Origin of the sequence: Streptomyces sp. NPDC094034, from assembly GCF_040303865.1 — a bacterium.
Lineage (GTDB): Bacteria > Actinomycetota > Actinomycetes > Streptomycetales > Streptomycetaceae > Streptomyces.
This window is the reverse complement of sequence record NZ_JBEOUD010000001.1, coordinates 381,559-400,471: the sequence shown is the minus strand read 5'-3', so window position 1 is coordinate 400,471 and position 18,913 is coordinate 381,559. Positions and strand designations below refer to the sequence as shown.

Genomic DNA, 18,913 nt, shown 5'->3' with positions numbered 1-18,913 from the left:
GTTGTCGACGTTTGGTGCGTTCGCAGCCGTTCATGAGGAGAGACATGTCCGAGAAGACTCCCGTCGACTTCTGGTTCGACCCGCTGTGCCCCTGGGCCTGGATGACCTCCCGCTGGGTTCTCGAAGTGCAGAAGGTCCGCGATATCGAGGTCCGCTGGCATGTGATGAGCCTGGCCGTCCTCAATGAGGACAAGGACATCCCCCAGGAGTACCGCGAGGGCCTCGCCAAGGCCTGGGCCCCGGTGCGTGTGGTCATCGCCGCCCAGCAGAAGCACGGTGACAAGGTGGTGGGACCGCTGTACACCGCGCTCGGTACCCGTTTCCACAACCAGGGCGAGGGCGCGACCCGCGAGGCGATCGTCGCCGCGCTGGACGACGCCGGTCTGCCCGCCGACCTGATCGAATACGCGGATTCCGACACCTATGACGCCGAAGTGCGCGCCTCCCACAAGGAGGGCATCGACAAGGTCGGCCAGGAGGTCGGTACGCCCGTCATCGCCGTCCCCGGCGCGGACGGCGAGCAGATCGCCTTCTTCGGCCCGGTCGTCACCCCGGCACCCAAGGGCGAGGAGGCCGTGAAGCTCTGGGACGGCACGCTGATGGTCGCGTCGATCCCCGGCTTCTACGAGATCAAGAGGACGCGTACCCAGGGCCCGGTCTTCGACTGATTCCGTACCGGCCGATATCAGCCAGCCCTACAGCCCTACAGCCCTACAGAAGGACCCCCGCGAGTCACGTCCTCGCGGGGGTCCTCCCTCATTCCGCCCGCACGTGAAAGGTGAGAAGACGATCACGAGCAGGACGCGTACGGCCCGATGTCCGCGGCGGCCCCGCCGGGTCTACGGGGCGAGCAGCAGGCTGTGTGCGCGCTCCTTGGCGGACGCGTAACGCTTCGCCACGTCCTGCCAGTTGACGACCCGCCACATGGCCTCGATGAAGTCCACCTTCTGGTTCTTGTACTGGAGGTAGAAGGCGTGCTCCCAGGCGTCGAAGACCAGGATCGGCACCGAGCCCTGGCCGACATTGCCCTGGTGGTCGTAGATCTGCTCGACGATCAGCCGGCCGCTGACCGGCTCGTACGCGAGGACGCCCCAGCCCGAGCCCTGGGTGGTCGCGGCGGCCTTGGTCAGCTGGGACTTGAAGCCGGCGAAGGAGCCGAAGGACTCGGCGATCGCGTCCGCCAGGTCGCCGACGCCGTCCGCGGCGAGCGGTTCGCCGCCCCCGTCGCCGGTCATGTTGTGCCAGTAGATCGAGTGGAGGATATGGCCGGAGAGATGGAACGCGAGGCTCTTCTCCAGCCCGTTGATCGCGCCCCAGGACTCCTTGTCGCGCGCCTCCGCGAGCTGGTCGAGCGTGTCGTTGGCGCCCTTGACATAGGCCGCGTGGTGCTTGTCGTGGTGCAGCTCGATGATCTGCGGATTGATGACCGGTTCGAGCGCCGCGTAGTCGTACGGAAGTTCAGGAAGTGTGTATACCGCCATGGTCAAACCCTCCGGCCTCTTATTGCACATCCTATGCAAGTGCACGCTAGCAGCAACAGGATCGTGCGCCGATCAGGCGATGGTCCTAGGACCCCAGTGCCGCGCGCCGGGTTGTCGGAGCGGCACTTTGTGCCATCTCCGACAACGCGCTGACCTCCCCTTTGTGGATGGCCGACGGTGAAACGGCGCGGGACCGTCGGTTACCGTCGGGCTGTTCGACGCATGCCGCAAGAAGCCCCTGACCCGACGTCGGAAGCCCGACGCCCCACGACCGCGGAGACCCCATGAGCACTGCTGCCGCAGCCCCCCGTACCGGAGCGGTCCTCGCCGATCTGCTCCCCGCCACCCGCACCCGGGACATCGCCCTGGTCGTCGGGGGAGCCGTGCTCACCGGAGTGGCGGCGCAGATAGCCGTCCCGGTCCCCGGCTCGCCCGTCCCGGTCACCGGCCAGACCTTCGCCGCGCTGCTCGTCGGCACCGCGCTCGGCGCCCGCCGCGGTTTCCTCTCCCTCGCGCTCTACGCGGTGGTCGGCATGGCCGGAATGCCATGGTTCGCGGAGGGCCGCGCGGGACTGAGCTTCGCCTCCTTCGGCTATGTCCTCGGCATGCTGCTCGCCGCCACGGTGGTGGGCGCGCTGGCCCGCCGCGGCGGCGACCGCTCCGTACCGCGTACGGCCGGCACGATGGTGCTCGGCTCGGTGATCATCTACGCCGTGGGCGTGCCCTACCTGGCGCTCTACACCGGGATGTCACTGAGTGCCGCCGTCAGCGCAGGTCTGGTGCCCTTCCTGCTCGGGGACGCCCTCAAGGCGGCCCTGGCGATGGGCGCGCTGCCCGCCGCGTGGAAGCTCATCGGCCGCCGCGGCTGACCTCACCCGAGGGCCCGGCCGACCTCACCCGAGGGCCGACCGCGCCGCGGTCAGGCGCGGAGGTAGGTGAGGACGGCGAGGACGCGGCGGTGTCCCTGGCCGTCGAGGTGGAGTCCGAGCTTCTGCAGGATGCCGCTGACGTGCTTGTTCACCGCCGCTTCCGTGACATACAGCTCGCGGGCGATCTCGGCGTTGGCATGGCCCTCGGCCATGAGGGCGAGGACTTCGCGTTCCCGTGGGGTGAGCCGTCGCAAGGGGTCGTGGCGGCGGTTCAGGAGTTGGCGTACCACCTCGGGGTCCACGACCGTCGCACCGGCGGCGACCTGGGTGACCGCGTCGACGAACTCGGTGACGGCGCTCACGCGGTCCTTCAGGAGATAGCCGATGCCGCTGTCACTGCCGAGGTCGAGCAGATGGGCGGCGTAGGACTGCTCGATGTACTGGCTGAGGACCAGGACCGGCAGCGTCGGCCGCTCGCGGCGCAGGGCGATGGCGGCGCGCAGACCGTCGTCGGTGTTGTCCGGTGGCATGCGGACGTCGGTGACGACGATGTCGGGGCCGACCTCCCGGACCGCGGTGAGCAGGGCATCCGCGTCCCCGACGGCGGCGAGCACCTGATGGCCGAACCGGGTCAGCACACCCACCAGCCCGTCCCGCATCAGCGGGGAGTCCTCGGCGAGCACGACGGTCAGCGGCACGGCAGCTCCACGTGCAGGAGTGTAGGGCCGCCCCGCGGGCTGGAGACGCGGAGTCTGCCGTCCGCGGCGGCGACGCGGTCGGCGAGGCCGATCAGGCCGCTGCCCGCCTCAGGGTCGGCGCCGCCGACGCCGTCGTCGCTGATGGACAGGGTGAGTACGTCGGTGTCCAGCCGGGCGTGCACCCGGGCCCGGCTCGCGCGACTGTGTTTGGTGGCGTTGGTCAGGGCCTCGGCGATCACGAAGTACGCCGTGGTCTCCACCGGGAGGGGCACCCGGCGCGGCAGGCGTATGTCGGCCGTCACGGGCAGGACGGAGCGGGTGGCGAGGTTCTCGACCGCCGCTGTCAGACCCTGGTCGGTGAGGGCCTTGGGGTGGACGCCCCGACTCAGCTCGCGCAACTCGTCGACGGCGAGGGTGACTTGTTCCTGGGCGTCGCCGAGCTGCCCGGCCAGGGAGGAGCCGGGTTCGGCATCGAGACGGGCCAGGCCGAGCATCACATTGAGGGAGACGAGCCGCTGCTGGGCTCCGTCGTGCAGATCCCGCTCGATCCGGCGTCGCTCCGCGTCGAAGGCGTCGACCAGACGTGCCCTGGAGGCTCGTACGTCGGTCAGCCGGCGCCCCAGCTCGCTGTCGCGGGGTGCCAGCATCAGACGCGTGACCGCCGCCCGCGCACCGGCCCAGGCGGTGATGGTGTACGGCGCGGCGGGCAGCAGACACAGGCCGACGATCAGCAAGGGCCAGGCATCGGGATCGTCGACCGGCGACAGCATCACCAGTACCGGGACGGCCAGGGCGAAACCCAGGACCAGGAGATCCATCCACCACAGAGCGGTCAACGACACCGCGGTGAAGCCGAGCTCGCGCCAGGTCGCCGGCTCACGCAGCCGCGTGTGCAGCCATCCGCGTGGCCCGGCCCGTTCGGGGGCCTGGTGGGGGTCCGGCACCGGATCCAGGTCCACGAGACGCAGGCGCCAGCGCTCGAAGCGGGTGACGACGATGCCGGACAGCGCGACGCCGAGCAGGAACACCGCCCCCACGGCGACGACCAGCGAAGCGACCCCGGCGATCAGCATGATCACCAGAACCGTCGTGGTGACGGCGCCGAAGACGACCCCGGACAGCAGATAGGCGAACGCCCGCCAGGGCCAGCGGGAGCCGAGCACTTTCAACGGGGTCTGGGCCAGGGCCTGCCAGGCGGTTCGGTGTCGCACGCGCCGACCGTACCGGGGCGGGGAGCTCGAAACGGTAGTGCCGGCACTACCTTTGGACTCCCGTGTACGCCAATGCGCCGACGGGGCCCGGCCCGGTGCACTGGGCCTCATGAGAATATTCACCGTTCCCGCCGCGCGCACCGTCCCCGCCGTACGCACCGTCCGCGCCGCCCGGTACGGAGCCCGTCGCGGACTCGCCGCCCTGGTGGCCGCCCTCGGCATCGCGGCCACGCTGTCCGCCGCCCCGCCCGCGTCCGCCGCGAAACCCGCCGCCACCTTGGACCCGCCGGCCATCGACCGTTACGTACGGGACTACATGGAGCGGACGGGTCTGCCGGGCGCGGTGGTCACCGTCACCCAGGGCGACCGGGTTGTGCACACCGCCGGTTATGGGCACACCGCGTCCGGGCAGGCCATGACCGCGCGGACGCGCGTACCGGTGGCGTCGTTGTCGAAGGCCATGACCGCACTCGCCGTCATGCGGCTCGTCGAGGCGGGCAGGGTCGGCCTGGACCAGCCCGTGCACCGCTACCTGCCCGAGTTCACCATGGCCGACCGACGCGCCGGAAAGATCACCGTCCGGCAGTTGCTGACCCAGACCTCCGGCATGGCCGACTCCGCCTACCCCGATCTCAGGCGCGCTCAACCGCGGACCCTCAAGGAGGCGGTCGCCGCGATGCGCGACGCGCACCTGGCCGCCGATCCTGGCACCAGGAACAGCTACCACAACCCCAACTACTTCGTCGCGGCCCGCCTGGTCGAGGTCGTCAGCGGCCGGCCTTTCTCCGACTACCTGGCGGCGGAGATCTTCCAGCCGCTGCGCATGACGCGCACCACCTCCGTCGACACCACCGACGACATGCCCGATGGCGCCCGCGGCTACGTCCGCGCGTACGGCTCGGTGTTCTCCCGTCCCCATCCCCGCTGGTTCACCGCGGGCGGCCACGGTGTCGTCACGACGGCCGACGACCTCTCGCGGTGGCTGATCGCCCAGAACAACCGGGGTGTGTCCGCCGACGGCCGACGCGTCGCCACCGCACGCACCATCGATCTCACGCACACCCCGCCCACGTCACCGCCGGACAGCCACTACGCCATGGGCTGGTCGCGGAGCACACGGGACGGCGGACCCAGGGAGATCCAGCACACCGGCCAGCTGCTGACCCACAACTCGATCGCCACCCTGCTGCCCGACAGCGGGATCGGTATCGCGGTCGTCACCAACACCGGCATGATCTCCGGAGACGACGCGCCTCAGATCTCGGACGGCCTCGTCGACCTCGCCAGGGGCGAGAGCCCGGAGGTGGCCAAGCCGTTCTCCATGACGGCCGATTGGGTCCTCGCGGCCCTCACCCTGCTGGCGACGGGCCTCGGTGTCCGTGGCGTTCTTCGAGCCCGCCGGTGGGCCCGGCGCACCGAGGGGCGACCGTGGTGGCGAGTGGCGCGGCTGCTGCCGTACGCACTTCCCCTTCTCCTCCTCACGCGACTCGCCGCCCTCTTCGGCCTGTTGATGAACCGCTCGGGAACCCTGGCGCAGGTCACCTACGCCTGGCCCGCCCTTGTCATCTGGACGGCCGTGACCGCCCTCGCCTCGACCGCGGTGATCGCCGCACGGGGGCTCGCGGCCTTCCGCCTCCACCGGCGCGCCTGACACGGGACGGGCGGGGTCACCCTCGGACGTCGGCCTCCGCCGCCGACCTCTCCTTCCGCCCACGCGCCTCCTTGACCAGGGCGATCGCCACCACGAGCGCCGCCACCAGCAGCGAGAGCAGCACCTGCTCGCGCGCCGTGTCGTCGGTGAGCATGTAGACCAGTACGAACGAGATCATCGCGATCGTCGCCCAGGTCAGATACGGGAAGAGCCACATCCGTACGACCAGCTTCTCCGGCGCCTCGCGCAGGATGATTCCGCGCATCCTCAACTGGGTGAAGCAGATGACCAGCCACACGAACAGCGCCACCGCGCCCGACGAGTTGAGCAGGAACGCGAAGACGGTGTCGGGCCACTGGTAGTTGAAGAAGACGGCGACGAACCCGAAGAGGACGGACGACAGGATGGCCGCCGTGGGGACGCCGCGCGCGTTGGTCCGGGCGAACGCCTTGGGCGCGTCCCCGCGCAGGCCGAGCGAGAAGGCCATACGGGAGGCCGTGTAGAGACCGGAGTTCAGACAGGACAGGACGGCCGTCAACACGATGAAGTCCATCACCTGCCCGGCGTGCGGGATCCCGATCGAGTTCAGCGCCGCGACGTACGAGCCCTCCTTGAGGATCGACGGATCGTTCCAGGGCAGCAGCGTCAGCACGACGAAGATGGAGCCCAGATAGAAGACGGCGATCCGCCAGATCACGCTGTTGGTCGCCTTGGCGACGGCCCGCTGCGGGTTCGAGGACTCCCCGGCCGCGAGGGTGACGATCTCGCTGCCCATGAAGGAGAAGACGACCATCAGCACACCGGTCAGGATCGCCCCGGGCCCCTTGGGCAGGAATCCGCCGCTGTCGGTGAGATGGGCGAGACCCGCGCCCGGATTGTCGGACCCCGGCAGGAGACCGAAGACGGCGAGCAGACCGACGACGACGAACGCCGCGATCGCCACGACCTTGATGCCGGCGAACCAGAACTCGAACTCACCGTACGAGGCCACCGACGCGAGGTTCGTGGCGGTCAGTACGACCATCACGATCAGCGCCCACGCCCACTGCGGCACGGCGGGTATCCAGCCCTCCAGGATCTGGGCGCCCGCGGTCGCCTCGACCGCCAGCACCACCACCCAGAAGAACCAGTAGAGCCAGCCGATGGAGAACCCCGCCCAGCGGCCGAGCGCCTGGTCCGCGTAGGCGGAGAAGGATCCGGAGCTGGGCCGCGCCGCGGCCATCTCGCCCAGCATGCGCATGACGAGTACGACCATCAGGCCGACCAGCGCGTAGGAGAGCAGGATGCCGGGACCCGCGGCGGCGATACCGGAAGCGGAGCCGACGAACAGCCCGGCGCCGATCACTCCACCGATCGCGATCATGGACAGATGACGGTTCTTGAGACCGGCTTGCAGGCCGTCGGAGGACTGCGTATTCCCAGGCTCGCTGGGCTTTCCGCCTTCCTTCGTGGGGGACGGCAGGGAGGTCATGCGGCAATCCTTACGTCTTCGGTCCACTCAAGTAGTGAGTCCCGGCATTCAAACGTTCGGCCCCCAGAAACGGAAGCAACGATTCCGTTTCGTTATCCGGAGCTGTACGTGGGGTTACCGGAAGGTTGACCCCGCTGACCGCTACCCAGCGGAGCGCGTGCCACACCCCGCGTGCCACACTTCGCTCCATGCGCGTGTATCTCGGTTCCGACCATGCCGGCTACGAACTCAAGAACCACCTCGTCGAGTGGCTCACGGCCCATGGCCACGAGCCCGTCGACTGCGGACCCCACATCTATGACGCCGAGGACGACTATCCGCCGTTCTGTCTGCGCGCCGCGGAGCGCACGGCGGCGGACCCGGACAGTCTCGGCGTGGTGATCGGCGGCTCGGGCAACGGCGAGCAGATCGCCGCGAACAAGGTCAAGGGTGTCCGCGCCATCCTCGCCTGGAGCGAGCAGACCGCGGCTCTCGGGCGCGAGCACAACGACGCCAATGTCATCTCCGTCGGCGGCCGGATGCACACGCGGGACGAGGCGACGAAGTTCGTCGAGGTCTTCCTCAACACCCCGTATTCGGGCCTGGAGCGCCACGCGCGCCGTATCCAGATGCTCACCGACTACGAGTCGACCCACGAACTCCCGCCGGTCCCGGCCCACCACCCGCGCCAGGACTAGGGCCTTTCGTTTGGATCAGGCCGGATCAGGGAGCGGGGGCTGGTGCCGTGGATCGCAAGGCGGAGGAGGGAGCCATGGCGGAGCCCTGGTGACTGACGACAACGCGGCGAGGCGCGGTGCCAGGGCACGCGAGCCCGGCAAGATCCGAACGAAAGGCCCTAGGGCCTACCGCCCGGATTGATCATGTGCCGCCGGGGCCGCCCCGGCGGCACAGCCATGTCGCGGCCCACGGCCCGTCCGTCCGGCCGAGGACCTTTCACCGAACGTGTCACAGAGGAGATCCCGTGCCCGAGGGGCATACGATCCACCGGCTCGCCCAGGACCATCTCGACCGGTTCGGCGGTCGGCCGACCCGGGTCAGCAGCCCCCAGGGCAAGTTCTCCGACAGCGCGGCGCTGCTCGACGGCCGGGTCCTCGACGGCGTCGACGCCCACGGCAAACATCTCTTCCTCGGCTTCGAGGACCAGGGCTGGGTCCATATCCACCTCGGCCTGTTCGGCAAGGTCGGCTTCGGCGACGCGCCCGCCCCGCCGCCCACGGACACGGTCAGGCTGCGGCTCGCCTCCGATACGGCGTACATGGATCTGCGCGGCCCCACCACCTGCGCCCTGATCACCGCGCCCGAGAAGGCGGCGATACACGAACGCCTCGGCCCTGACCCGCTGCGCCGCGTGGACGACGGCGAGAAGGCCTGGGCGCGGATCTCCCGGTCCCGTACGACCGTCGCCGCCCTGCTCATGGACCAGAAGGTGATCGCGGGCGTCGGCAATGTCTACCGCGCCGAGGTCCTCTTCCGTCACGGCATCGACCCGTACCGCGCGGGCAAGGACCTCACCCGCCGCGAGTGGGAGGTGATCTGGGCGGATCTGGTGGCGCTGATGCGTGAAGGGGTACGGAACAACCGGATCGACACCGTCCGCCCCGAGCACACCCCCGAGGCGATGGGCCGCCCGCCGCGCGTCGACGATCACGGCGGCGAGGTGTACGTCTACCGCAGGGCGCGGATGCCCTGTCTGCTGTGCGGCGACGAGATCCGCACCGCGACCCTCGCCGCCCGCAACCTGTTCTGGTGCCCGGGCTGCCAGCGGCACCAAGGCCCCAGGGCCTAGGTCCTGTCCGACCGGACAGGACCTAGAACCCGTGCGGCAGCCAGGGCGCGATCTCCGACGAGAACGCGGCCGACGCATCGCCCAGCGCTCCGGGACGTATCTCCCGAACCCGCCCCGCGCGCGCCAGCGCCGCCAGGGAGGCGCCGCCCAGATACGCGGCGCCCAACTCGTTCACGGACAGCGCCAGCTCGGCCTGATCGGCGGTGCGCTCGCAGGACGCGCCCTTGGAGTCGCCTGACAGCCGCCAACGCCCTTCGTTCCAGGGGCAGAACGCGTCCGTCACCTCCAGCACCACATCCACCGGCGTCCGGTACGTACGGGCCTCCAGCGCGGCCCCGACCTCCACCGGCCGCAGATACAGCGAGTCCCGCAGCCGCACCTGGCACCGCCGGATGTCCGAGACCAGATACTGGAACGGGTCGTCCGGCGGCCGGTTGCCCGCCCGGACCGTCGAGGTCAGATCGATCGAGAAGAGGAAGTCCCAGAGCGACGCGTACGCCGCCGGGTCCAGTGCGTACAGATCCCGCAGCTCGATGGTCCCCTTCGGGCCCGACCTGTCCCACTCCGGCTTGTTGTGGAAGAGCGTGAACCCCACCACCTCGCCGTCCCGCTCCGCCAGCACGCACTGGAGCGCCGACATGCCGTCCTTCACCTGTCCGGCGTCGACGACCGGATGCCGCTCCCAGCCCGGCCGGCGGGCGAGCATCCCCGGCCGCCCCGCGACCTCGGCGGCGTACACCGCCTCGCACGCGTCGCGTACCACCGGGTCATCCGGCTTCACCCGACGAAGACGTATATCGTCCGATCCCTCGGGTATCGAGATCCGCACCCGGGAGGTGTCGATCTCCGCCGAGAGCTGTTCGGTCGCGACGCCGTAGCCGTAGCGTCCGTAGATCACCGGCTCGGAGGCCGTCAACACGGCGAGCGGTTCGCCCCACGCCCTGACGTCATCGAGCTGGCGCCGCATCATCGACGTCAGCACCCCGCGCCGGCGGTGCGTCGCCGCGACACTCACCATCGTCACGCCGGCCGCGGGGACCCGCGCACCGCCGGGTACCGTGAGCCGGAAGCTGAACGCCCCCGCCGTGCCCACGCACTCGTCCCCGTCCCAGACCCCGAGCGAGCGGTCGAACTCGGTGAGCTCCCGCATCAGCCCGGTCTCCCCGATCGTGTCCGGGACACCACCGAACGCGAGCTCCAGCGCCCCGAACCAGGTGTCCCATTCGGCCGGTTTCAGTACCCGTAGATCGATAGTCATGTGCCATCAGTACCAGGGGCAGGACAACAAGGCGACCCGATTTCGAACGCAATGTCACAGGGGTCCCCCTGCACGCCGGGCGGACGGATCGATAGGGTCCACAACAATGGCCGGTGTCGCGGGAGCGGAATCCTACTCGGCCCGGATGCGCAGGAAGCTGCACCGGGTCCGCAACGGCGTGCGCAAATCCGGGGTGGACTACTTCCGGGGCGACGGCTCCGACTGGATCGCCCTCGTCGGTCTGCTGCTCACCATCCCGGCCATCACGCTCACCACCATCGCCGTCCCCGTCTGGTGCGCGCCCTCCGCACTCGTCCTCCCGATCGTGGCCGGCGGGCTGCTGCTGCGGCCCGCGAGTCTGCTCAGTCTGTACGCGGCCGCCGCCGCCGCGCTGATCATCGAGTCGATGGTCCTCGGCCCGTACCCGGACGGCCCGGCCCGCGTCACCCCGGGCACGGTGCTCGTGGTCGCCGCCTGTGGGCTCTTCGGACTGCTGATCGCCCAGTTCAGGGCGCGCGTCGGGGTGCCCTGGCGGCGCGGCGGGACGATGCTCTTCGACCTGCGCGAACGGATCAGGGTGCAGAGCGCCCTGCCCCGGCTCCCCAAGGGCTGGCACCACGAGATGGCGCTGCGCCCGGCCGGCGGCCAGTCCTTCTCCGGCGACTTCGTGGTGGCCGCCCGGACCAACGGCGGCCGGACGCTCGAAGTCGTCCTGACCGATGTCTCGGGCAAGGGCATGGACGCGGGCTCCCGTGCCCTGCTGCTCTCGGGCGCCTTCGGCGGACTCCTCGGCTCGCTCCCCTCGCACAGCTTCCTCCCGGCGGCCAACGGCTATCTGCTCAGACAGGACTGGGACGAGGGCTTCGCCACCTCCATCCATCTCGTCCTCGATCTGGACTCGGGTGACTTCGAACTGCTGTCGGCGGGCCATCTGCCCGCGCTCCAACTGCACGCGGGCAGCGGCCGCTGGGAGGAGAAGTCGGGCGAGGGCCCGCTGCTGGGGGTGTACGACGGGGCGCAGTTCGACCCGGTCAAGGGCTCACTGCGCCCCGGTGACGTGCTGATGCTCTTCACGGACGGGCTGGTCGAGGCCCCGGGCCGCGATCTGGGCGAGGGCATCGACCGGCTCACCGGCGAGGCGGACCGCTATGTCGTCCCGGGCTTCGAGGGTGCGGCCTGGCATCTCATCGAGGCGGTCGCGAAGGACGTGAACGACGACCGCGCGCTGCTGCTGATCTGCCGCGAGCCCTAGGGTCTTTCGCCGGACACCCCCGCGTACGGACAGAACTCCCCTCCGCCGTCATGGGCGGAGGGGAGCGCGGGGTGGTACGGGCTGTCGCGGGTGGTGGTAAAAGCATGGGCGTCAGCTCGTCACGGGTGCCCCCCTGTCGCCCGAATCGGGCGCGTACGAGGGCTCGTTCCCCGCGGATCCCGGGCCGCCACCTCCGGTCCTGCCGCCCGGCAGGATCCGGGCCAGCCAGTGCGACCTGCCCGCCGCCAGCGGGCCGAGGACCGCGAGGACCAGGACATATCCGGCGATGAACGGAGCGAGCCGGCTGTCGAGCCCCGCGCCCGCCGCCATCGTGGCGAGGATCAGCGCGAACTCGCCCCGGGCCAGCAGGGTCGTCGAGATGTTCGCCGCGGGCTGGGCGCCGAAACCGAAGATCCTGGCCGCGGTGAGCCCCGCGGCGACATTCATCACAAGGGTCACGGCCGCGGCGACGAGCACGGGCCAGAGCACGGTCGGCAGATCACCCGGGTTGATCGACAGCCCGAAGGCGAAGAAGAAGATCGCGCCGAAGGCGTCCCGCAGCGGGTGGACGAGCTTGCGGATCCGGGGGCCCGAGGTGGTGCCGCCGAGCATCAGACCGACCATGAAAGCGCCGATGGCGTCCGCGACCCCGAACCACTCGGAGACACCGGCCACGAGGACCGCCGCGCCGAGGAAGGAGATGACGAGAAGCTCGTCGTCCTTGGTGTTCATGAGCCGTCCGACGACCTTCGTGCCGAACCGGGCGGCGAGCGCCAGCAGCAGCAGGAAGCCGAACGCCTTCCCGCCGTCCATGACGGCGGCCGCGGCGCTGTCCGCACCCGACAGGATGGGCTGGAGCGCGGCGAGATAGAGGGCCAGGAAGATGTCCTCGACGACGATGATGCCGAGGATCGGTTTGGTCTCCGGGTTACCGATCCGGCCCATGTCGACCAGGACCTTGGTGACGATCGCGGACGAGGAGATACCGAGCACACCGGCGAGCACCAGCGCCTCCGCCGTACCCCAGCCGAGGGCGAAGCCGAAGCCGAGACCCGCGCCCACGTTCAGCGCGAGATACGCGCCACCGGCGAGGGCCATCTTCCGGCCGCCCGCCTTGAGGTCGTCCAGGTGGAATTCCAGGCCGAGGTAGAAGAGCAGCAGGACCAGCCCGAGGGCGGAGAGCATCTCCAGCTCGTGCGGGTCCTTGACCAGCACGATGCCGGGAGTGTGGGGGCCGAGCAGGATCCCGGCGAGGATGAACAGGGGAATGGTGGGCAGCTCGATGCGGCTGCCCAGACGGGCGAGTACGGCGGCGGCGAGGAAGGCGCCGCCCATGGCTATGAGGGTCTCTGCGTGTCCGATGGGATCGTTCCTCCGTCAAGTCAAAGGCGCGTCAAGAAATCGTCAGTAATTAGTTTACCAAACGGTTTATTGAGCAACTGTGGACGGGGAAACCGGACAAACCGGGAAGTGGGCTCAACAGGGCGGCGCGGGCGACTACCGAGAGGTCCGCGACAGTGCGTCGGCCGCTCGGCCGGAGGCGCGTGTCCCCGTCTCCGTCCCCTTCTCGGGCCGCGCCTGGGCCTCCCGCCTGAACGCCCACCGCATCTCGGGCTCGGTCACACAGCGCAGCAGCCGCCGTACCGGAGGCGTGCACAGCAGTGTCACCGCGGCGGCGGCCGCGACGGTCACCACGACCTTCCCCGCGGGGCCGGCCAGCCACGGGTACGCGTCGAAGAGGCCGCCGTACACCGCGGCCTTGACCAGGAATCCGTGCAGCAGATAGCCGCAGATCGTGCCCGCGCCCAGCGCCGTGAACCAGGTCCTGCGGCGGGGCACCCATGCCAGGAATCCGGCTGTCAGCAGGAGTGAGCAGCCGAAGAGCGCGAACGTCATCACGGGCCCCGCCCACCAGGGGAAGTCCAACTGCTGGGCGCTGGCGCTGTGGTAGAGCCAGCCGGACGCGATCCGGGGGCCGGCCCAGTACGCGAAGACCAGCGCGCCCGCGAACAGCGGTACCGCGAGCAGCCGGACCTCGCGGCGCCGTACCAGCTGGAAGTGCTCGGGCCTGAGCAGCAGCCCCAGGACGAAGTACGGACCGAACTGGAGCACGCGCTGAAGGTTGAGGTCCTCGCCGATGCCCGGCGTGAGCGACGCCAGCGCGGCGAGAGTGAGCGCCACCGCCAGCGGGTGGCGCAGCGAGTGCCAGAGCGGGGTGGTCAGCCGCCAGATGAACAACGCGGCCAGGAACCAGGTGAGATACCAGGGATCGAGCAGGCTGATGGGCTGGTCCGGGTTGTCGTTCGCGTACCGCTCGAAGAGCGAGTACGCCACCTCGAAGACGACATAGGGCACGGCCACCCCGGTCACCAGGCGCCTGATCTGGTGCGGGCGGGCGGCGAAACTCCGGGAGAAGTAGCCGGAGATGAGGATGAAGGCCGGCATGTGGAAGGCGTAGATGACCAGATAGAGGGCGCGCGTCGCGCGGCTGCCCTCCATGACGGGTTCCCAGAAGTGCGCCACCGCCACCAGGACGATCGCCAGGTACTTGGTGTTGTCGAAGAACGCGTCGCGCTTGGTGGGCGACGCGCTCCGATCCGCGCTCCGATCCGCGCTCCGATCCGCGCTCGGATCCGCGCTCTGATCCGCCGCCGGACCGGTGGCGGGACCGGCGGGCCGCTGTCCGGTCGGCACCGGCGTGTCGGCCACCGTGGAATCTCTGGTTCCGGTGGCGGGATCGACCTCCGGGGCCGGAAAGGTACGGGGAGGCTCGGACGTCTCGTCGGTATGCGGCGCCTTGAACATTCGAGGCACCCTAGCCGCGCTCAAACCAATTCGTAAAACCTCTCCGCCAAGTAACCCATTCGAATCTGAAACCGCCGACAACCGGGCGATATGCCCTGGTTAATCAGCATTAAAAGGGGCATATCGTTGAGATCTTTTATGTGTGAACGATCCCGGTCAATGCACACGTCGACCGGTCGCGCGAAACGGAGGGAATGGGTTGTGAATGAGTTGTGACCACCAGGGGACGGTTGATTTGAATTCGCGTCCACGCGTCATTCACGCGCGGCGGGCTCGCGCGCGCCGCGCTCGCGCCGAACCCGGCGCGCGGGGGGCGCGATTGGCGCGATCGTGATGTCGCGGATTCGTCACCGGACAACATCCGCGCGGAGGTTGATGGCACGATGGTCGGAGCGGGGGTGTGGCGTGCGCGCTTCCCGGGGCTGGGCTAGGCGGACCGACCGAGGGTGTGATCAGTGTGGCCATTTCGCTGTCTGTGGTGGTTCTGTTGGCGGTCGTTCTCGTGGTGCTCATACGCGGTGGCTCCCTCAAGGGCGGCCCCGCGATAGTCGCGATCCTGTTCGGCTTCTTCCTCGCCTCCACCAACATCGCTCCGTCGGTGAACAACTTCATGAACTCCCTGGCCGAGATGATCAACCAGATCAGCTTCTAGCGGCGGCGGCCGCGGACGGCGGAAGTGGCCGCCGTCGGCGGTGGCGGCGGGAGCGGAAACGAGGAGAGCCGGCCTCCGTGTCATACGGAAACCGGCTCCGACCCATGAGTTCTGCACAAGAGCGGGCGACGGGAATCGAACCCGCGTAGCTAGTTTGGAAGACTAGGGCTCTACCATTGAGCTACGCCCGCACGCGTCGTGCCGCAGGTCATGCGGCCTCGGCACGGACCACATCGTAGCGGGTCCCGGGCGCTCGCCGCACACCGGCAAAGAGGCGGTCGAGGCGCCGGGCAAAGCGGTCGGCCGCATGCTCGCGGGCATGTACCCTACGTGTCGCACCGACGGGGTGTGGCGCAGCTTGGTAGCGCGTCCGCTTTGGGAGCGGAAGGTCGTCGGTTCGAATCCGGCCACCCCGACCATTTTTCAAGATCGCGTCGCAAGATCGCATTGTGGGGCTCTTCCCGCTTCCGGTTACTATGCAAGCTGCGCGCCCGTGTGTCCGCAGAGTCTCTGAGGAACCGGGCCGATCCGCTGGATCGCGCCGCACCGCGGCGGACCGGCAGAACCCAAGAATCAGCCACCAAGGAGACCGAACCGTGAAGAGCGCCGTGGAGACCCTGAACCCGACCCGGGTTCGGCTCACTGTCGAGGTGCCCTTCGAGGAGCTCAAGGACAGCCTCGACGCGGCGTACAAGAAGATCAACCAGCAGGTCACGGTGAAGGGCTTCCGCAAGGGCAAGATCCCGGCCCGCGTCATCGACCAGCGGTTCGGCCGTGGTGCTGTGCTGGAGGAGGCCGTCAACGACGCCCTCCCGAAGTTCTACACCGACGCGGTCAACGAGGGTGAGCTCAATGTCCTCGGCCAGCCCGAGGTCGACATCACTGAGCTCAAGGACGGCGAGCTGCTGGCCTTCACCGCCGAGGTGGACATCCGGCCGGTCATCGAGATCCCCGACTACTCGGGTATCGAGGTCACCGTCGACTCCATCGAAGTCAGCGACGAGGACGTCGACAAGTCGGTCGAGCAGCTGCGCGACCGCTTCGCCTCCACCAACCCGGTCGAGCGCGCCGCCGCCGAGGGCGATGTCGTGACGATCGACCTTGAGGCCAAGGTCGACGGCGAGGTCCTGCCCGACGGTGTCGCCAACGGTGTGCAGTACACCATCGGCTCCGGCGAGCTGCTCGACGGCATCGACGAGGCCGTCATCGGCCTGGAGGCCGGCGGCGAGGCCACCTTCACCTCCGAGCTGAAGGGCGGCGCCGCCGAGGGCAAGGCCGCCGAGGTCACCGTCAAGGTCAGCCAGGTCGCCGCGCGTGAGCTGCCCGAGCTGGACGACGAGTTCGCGCAGATGGCGAGCGAGTTCGACACGCTCGACGAGCTGAAGGCCGACAGCCGCAAGCGGCTGGAGAGCAGCAAGCAGTACGACCAGGCCACCCAGGCCCAGGAGCGCGTCCTCGACGAGCTGCTGAAGCTGGCCGAGGTGCCGATCCCCGAGAAGCTGCTCGCGGAGGAGATCAACACCCGCAAGCACAACCTGGAGCACCACCAGCTCGGTCAGATGGGCCTCGACCTCGCGAAGTACCTGGAGATCCAGGGCAAGACCGAGGAAGAGTTCGACGCCGAGACCAAGGAGCAGGCGGAGAAGGGCATCAAGACCCAGTTCATCCTGGATGAGCTGGTGAACAAGGAGAAGCTGAACGTCAACCAGGAGGAGCTCACCGAGCACCTCATGCGGCGCGCGCAGTCCTCCGGCATGTCCCCCGACCAGTTCGCCCAGGCGGTCGTCGAGGGTGGCCAGGTGCCGATGCTGGTCGGCGAGGTCGCCCGCGGCAAGGCGCTCGCGGTGGTCGTCGAGGCGGCCAAGGTGATCGACACGAACGGTGAGATCGTCGACCTGAACGACGAGGACGAGGACGAGCCGGCCGAGACCGTCGAGGCCGCCGACTCCACCGACGCCGACACCGAGGCGGCGGCCGACACCAAGGCCGACGAGAAGGCCGACACCAAGGCCGACAAGAACGACGCCTGAGCCGTCTCGCTCTGAACGCCGCTCTGAACGCCAGGACGGGCCCCGGACGCACACGCGACCGGGGCCCGTCCCGTACACCCCGGCGCCGTACGGGACCGGTGAGGGCCCGACGGCACCAGGGGCGGCATGGGGGGCCGGGAGAGGGCCGGCAGGCCCGCTCAGGGCCGTATGGAGCCCCAACTGCCTTGCGCTCCCAGCGAACAGCCACGGAAGCGGGATGGCCCGCGCCGACCAGCGCGTTAGGGTCCATGAATACGAGGGCAGGGGAGTTTCCCGTCCCCGGTACGAAGACGCTGAGACGGCCGCAGCCGTCAGAGACGAGCAGGTGTATACGTGACGAATCTGATGCCTTACGCCGCCGGTGAGCCGTCCCTCGGTGGTGGCCTCGGCGACCAGGTCTACAGCCGGCTGCTCGGAGAGCGGATCATCTTCCTCGGCCAGCAGGTCGACGACGACATCGCCAACAAGATCACGGCGCAGCTCCTCCTCCTCGCGGCCGAACCCGAGAAGGACATCTACCTCTACATCAACAGCCCCGGTGGCTCGGTGACAGCCGGCATGGCCGTCTACGACACCATGCAGTACATCCCGAACGACGTGGTCACCATCGGTATGGGCCTCGCCGCTTCGATGGGTCAGTTCCTGCTGACCGGCGGCACTGCGGGCAAGCGCTTCGCGCTGCCGCACACCGACATCCTCATGCACCAGGGCTCCGCGGGCCTCGGCGGCACCGCCTCCGACATCAAGATCCAGGCCGAGCAGCTGCTCCGTACGAAGAAGCGCATGGCCGAGATCACCGCGCGCCACACCGGCCAGACGGAAGAGGCGATCATCCGCGACGGTGACCGCGACCGCTGGTTCACCGCCGAGGAGGCCAAGGCCTACGGCATCATCGACGAGATCATCTCCGCTGCTTCGGGTGTTCCGGGCGGCGGCGGTACCGGGGCCTGAGATCACCAGCCCCGACCAGCCGGCCCAGCCCACCGAACGCCACAGGATGGTGAACACCCACATGAACAACTACTCCGCGAGCGGCCTCTACACCGGCCCGCAGGTGGACAACCGTTACGTCGTCCCGCGCTTCGTGGAGCGCACGTCGCAGGGCGTGCGCGAGTACGACCCGTACGCGAAGCTCTTCGAGGAGCGCGTGATCTTCCTCGGGGTGCAGATCGACGACGCCTCCGCCAACGACGTCATGGCGCAGCTGCTCTGCCTGGAGTCGATGGACCCGGACCGCGACATCTCGATCTACATCAACAGCCCCGGTGGCTCGATGACGGCGCTCACCGCCATCTACGACACGATGCAGTTCGTGAAGCCGGACATCCAGACCGTGTGCATGGGCCAGGCCGCGTCCGCCGCCGCCGTGCTGCTCGCCGCCGGCACCGCCGGCAAGCGACTGGCGCTGCCGAACGCGCGCGTGCTCATCCACCAGCCGTCCAGCCAGACCGGCCGGGAACAGCTCTCCGACCTGGAGATCGCGGCCAACGAGATCCTGCGGATGCGCGCCCAGCTCGAAGAGATGCTGGCGAAGCACTCGACGACGCCGATCGAGAAGGTCCGCGACGACATCGAGCGCGACAAGATCCTGACCGCCGAGGACGCGCTCGCGTACGGACTTGTCGACCAGATCGTGTCGACCCGCAAGACCACGGCCGCTGCGGCCGCCTGACACACCCGGCGCCCTTGGCGCGGTCCCACGACCCGTGTGAACCGCGCCAAGGGGGGCCCGAACGAGGGCCCGGGCAA

The 18,913-nt window shown here is 69.2% G+C and carries 17 protein-coding genes and 2 tRNA genes; 11 read left to right on the top strand and 8 right to left on the bottom strand.

The genetic code is table 11. From position 1 onward, the window contains the following. Positions 1-44: 44 nt before the first annotated feature. Positions 45-668, top strand: coding sequence for a mycothiol-dependent nitroreductase Rv2466c family protein (locus ABTZ59_RS01780; protein WP_351388176.1), 624 nt, complete (start codon positions 45-47; stop codon positions 666-668). A 171-nt stretch (positions 669-839) separates the two neighbouring features. Here ABTZ59_RS01780 and ABTZ59_RS01775 read toward each other — a convergent pair whose 3' ends face one another. After that, positions 840-1,481, bottom strand: coding sequence for a superoxide dismutase (locus ABTZ59_RS01775; protein ID WP_351388169.1), 642 nt, complete (start codon positions 1,479-1,481; stop codon positions 840-842). 284 nt (positions 1,482-1,765) lie between these two features. On the opposite strand from ABTZ59_RS01775, the gene ABTZ59_RS01770 reads away from it, so the two are divergent. Beyond that, entirely contained in the window at positions 1,766-2,350 is a 585-nt protein-coding gene (locus ABTZ59_RS01770; RefSeq protein WP_351388164.1) for a biotin transporter BioY, read from the top strand. Between the two features lie 50 nt (positions 2,351-2,400). On the opposite strand, the gene ABTZ59_RS01765 is transcribed toward ABTZ59_RS01770, so the two are convergent. Then, positions 2,401-3,048, bottom strand: coding sequence for a response regulator (locus ABTZ59_RS01765; protein ID WP_351388162.1), 648 nt, complete (start codon positions 3,046-3,048; stop codon positions 2,401-2,403). Further along, positions 3,039-4,259: a sensor histidine kinase gene (locus ABTZ59_RS01760; RefSeq protein ID WP_351388156.1), complete on the bottom strand. Its 1,221-nt coding sequence runs from the start codon at positions 4,257-4,259 to the stop codon at positions 3,039-3,041. Before ABTZ59_RS01760 ends, ABTZ59_RS01765 begins: the two co-directional genes overlap by 10 nt. A gap of 109 nt (positions 4,260-4,368) precedes the next feature. Here ABTZ59_RS01760 and ABTZ59_RS01755 point away from each other — a divergent pair, with 109 nt between their 5' ends. After that, complete coding sequence (locus ABTZ59_RS01755) at positions 4,369-5,910, top strand: serine hydrolase domain-containing protein (protein WP_351388153.1); 1,542 nt, start codon at positions 4,369-4,371, stop codon at positions 5,908-5,910. 16 nt (positions 5,911-5,926) lie between these two features. Here the strand turns inward: ABTZ59_RS01755 and ABTZ59_RS01750 are convergent, their stop codons facing one another. Continuing rightward, the gene (locus tag ABTZ59_RS01750; protein ID WP_351388150.1) at positions 5,927-7,381 is read right to left on the bottom strand and encodes an amino acid permease; all 1,455 of its coding nucleotides are present in this window, start codon (positions 7,379-7,381) and stop codon (positions 5,927-5,929) included. 188 nt (positions 7,382-7,569) lie between these two features. Here ABTZ59_RS01750 and ABTZ59_RS01745 point away from each other — a divergent pair, with 188 nt between their 5' ends. Beyond that, entirely contained in the window at positions 7,570-8,058 is a 489-nt protein-coding gene (locus tag ABTZ59_RS01745) for a ribose-5-phosphate isomerase (RefSeq protein ID WP_351388146.1), read from the top strand. Positions 8,059-8,342: 284 nt separating this feature from the next. Further along, entirely contained in the window at positions 8,343-9,167 is an 825-nt protein-coding gene (locus ABTZ59_RS01740; RefSeq protein ID WP_351388140.1) for an Fpg/Nei family DNA glycosylase, read from the top strand. 22 nt (positions 9,168-9,189) lie between these two features. On the opposite strand, the gene ABTZ59_RS01735 is transcribed toward ABTZ59_RS01740, so the two are convergent. Continuing rightward, positions 9,190-10,425 (bottom strand): GNAT family N-acetyltransferase, encoded by a 1,236-nt coding sequence (locus ABTZ59_RS01735; protein ID WP_351388135.1) that lies wholly within the window; start codon positions 10,423-10,425, stop codon positions 9,190-9,192. A 106-nt stretch (positions 10,426-10,531) separates the two neighbouring features. On the opposite strand from ABTZ59_RS01735, the gene ABTZ59_RS01730 reads away from it, so the two are divergent. After that, positions 10,532-11,677 (top strand): SpoIIE family protein phosphatase, encoded by a 1,146-nt coding sequence (locus ABTZ59_RS01730; protein ID WP_351388132.1) that lies wholly within the window; start codon positions 10,532-10,534, stop codon positions 11,675-11,677. Positions 11,678-11,788: 111 nt separating this feature from the next. Here the strand turns inward: ABTZ59_RS01730 and ABTZ59_RS01725 are convergent, their stop codons facing one another. After that, positions 11,789-13,012 carry a cation:proton antiporter gene (locus ABTZ59_RS01725; protein WP_351388129.1) on the bottom strand — a complete coding sequence of 408 codons (1,224 nt, stop codon included), beginning with the start codon at positions 13,010-13,012 and terminating at the stop codon, positions 11,789-11,791. Positions 13,013-13,174: 162 nt separating this feature from the next. After that, positions 13,175-14,482, bottom strand: coding sequence for an acyltransferase family protein (locus ABTZ59_RS01720; protein ID WP_351388125.1), 1,308 nt, complete (start codon positions 14,480-14,482; stop codon positions 13,175-13,177). 457 nt (positions 14,483-14,939) lie between these two features. Between ABTZ59_RS01720 and ABTZ59_RS01715 the strand changes: the two genes are divergently transcribed. Next, positions 14,940-15,134 carry a hypothetical protein gene (locus ABTZ59_RS01715; RefSeq protein WP_351388120.1) on the top strand — a complete coding sequence of 65 codons (195 nt, stop codon included), beginning with the start codon at positions 14,940-14,942 and terminating at the stop codon, positions 15,132-15,134. A gap of 120 nt (positions 15,135-15,254) precedes the next feature. Here the strand turns inward: ABTZ59_RS01715 and ABTZ59_RS01710 are convergent. Then, positions 15,255-15,325: transfer RNA gene (locus ABTZ59_RS01710), tRNA-Gly, on the bottom strand. Between the two features lie 151 nt (positions 15,326-15,476). Between ABTZ59_RS01710 and ABTZ59_RS01705 the strand changes: the two genes are divergently transcribed. From ABTZ59_RS01705 to ABTZ59_RS01690, 4 genes are all read left to right on the top strand, one after another. Then, positions 15,477-15,553: transfer RNA gene (locus ABTZ59_RS01705), tRNA-Pro, on the top strand. A gap of 177 nt (positions 15,554-15,730) precedes the next feature. Further along, positions 15,731-17,164 carry a trigger factor gene (gene tig, locus ABTZ59_RS01700; protein ID WP_351388115.1) on the top strand — a complete coding sequence of 478 codons (1,434 nt, stop codon included), beginning with the start codon at positions 15,731-15,733 and terminating at the stop codon, positions 17,162-17,164. Positions 17,165-17,509: 345 nt separating this feature from the next. Continuing rightward, positions 17,510-18,115: an ATP-dependent Clp protease proteolytic subunit gene (locus ABTZ59_RS01695; RefSeq protein ID WP_030352383.1), complete on the top strand. Its 606-nt coding sequence runs from the start codon at positions 17,510-17,512 to the stop codon at positions 18,113-18,115. Positions 18,116-18,161: 46 nt separating this feature from the next. Next, positions 18,162-18,836, top strand: a complete 675-nt coding sequence (locus ABTZ59_RS01690) for an ATP-dependent Clp protease proteolytic subunit (RefSeq protein WP_030352382.1) — start codon at positions 18,162-18,164, stop codon at positions 18,834-18,836. The last annotated feature ends 77 nt before the right edge of the window (positions 18,837-18,913 follow it).

What these genes read in the sequence shown, in the direction of transcription:
- ABTZ59_RS01745 (WP_351388146.1), top strand. Translation starts at nt 7,570, where the DNA reads ATGCGCGTGTATCTCGGTTCCGACCATGCCGGCTACGAACTCAAGAAC.
- ABTZ59_RS01770 (WP_351388164.1), top strand. Translation starts at nt 1,766, where the DNA reads ATGAGCACTGCTGCCGCAGCCCCCCGTACCGGAGCGGTCCTCGCCGAT.
- ABTZ59_RS01690 (WP_030352382.1), top strand. Translation starts at nt 18,162, where the DNA reads ATGGTGAACACCCACATGAACAACTACTCCGCGAGCGGCCTCTACACC.
- ABTZ59_RS01750 (WP_351388150.1), bottom strand. Translation starts at nt 7,381, where the DNA reads ATGACCTCCCTGCCGTCCCCCACGAAGGAAGGCGGAAAGCCCAGCGAG.
- ABTZ59_RS01725 (WP_351388129.1), bottom strand. Translation starts at nt 13,012, where the DNA reads ATGGGCGGCGCCTTCCTCGCCGCCGCCGTACTCGCCCGTCTGGGCAGC.
- ABTZ59_RS01730 (WP_351388132.1), top strand. Translation starts at nt 10,532, where the DNA reads ATGGCCGGTGTCGCGGGAGCGGAATCCTACTCGGCCCGGATGCGCAGG.
- ABTZ59_RS01775 (WP_351388169.1), bottom strand. Translation starts at nt 1,481, where the DNA reads ATGGCGGTATACACACTTCCTGAACTTCCGTACGACTACGCGGCGCTC.
- ABTZ59_RS01780 (WP_351388176.1), top strand. Translation starts at nt 45, where the DNA reads ATGTCCGAGAAGACTCCCGTCGACTTCTGGTTCGACCCGCTGTGCCCC.
- ABTZ59_RS01720 (WP_351388125.1), bottom strand. Translation starts at nt 14,482, where the DNA reads ATGTTCAAGGCGCCGCATACCGACGAGACGTCCGAGCCTCCCCGTACC.
- ABTZ59_RS01695 (WP_030352383.1), top strand. Translation starts at nt 17,510, where the DNA reads ATGCCTTACGCCGCCGGTGAGCCGTCCCTCGGTGGTGGCCTCGGCGAC.
- ABTZ59_RS01755 (WP_351388153.1), top strand. Translation starts at nt 4,369, where the DNA reads ATGAGAATATTCACCGTTCCCGCCGCGCGCACCGTCCCCGCCGTACGC.
- ABTZ59_RS01735 (WP_351388135.1), bottom strand. Translation starts at nt 10,425, where the DNA reads ATGACTATCGATCTACGGGTACTGAAACCGGCCGAATGGGACACCTGG.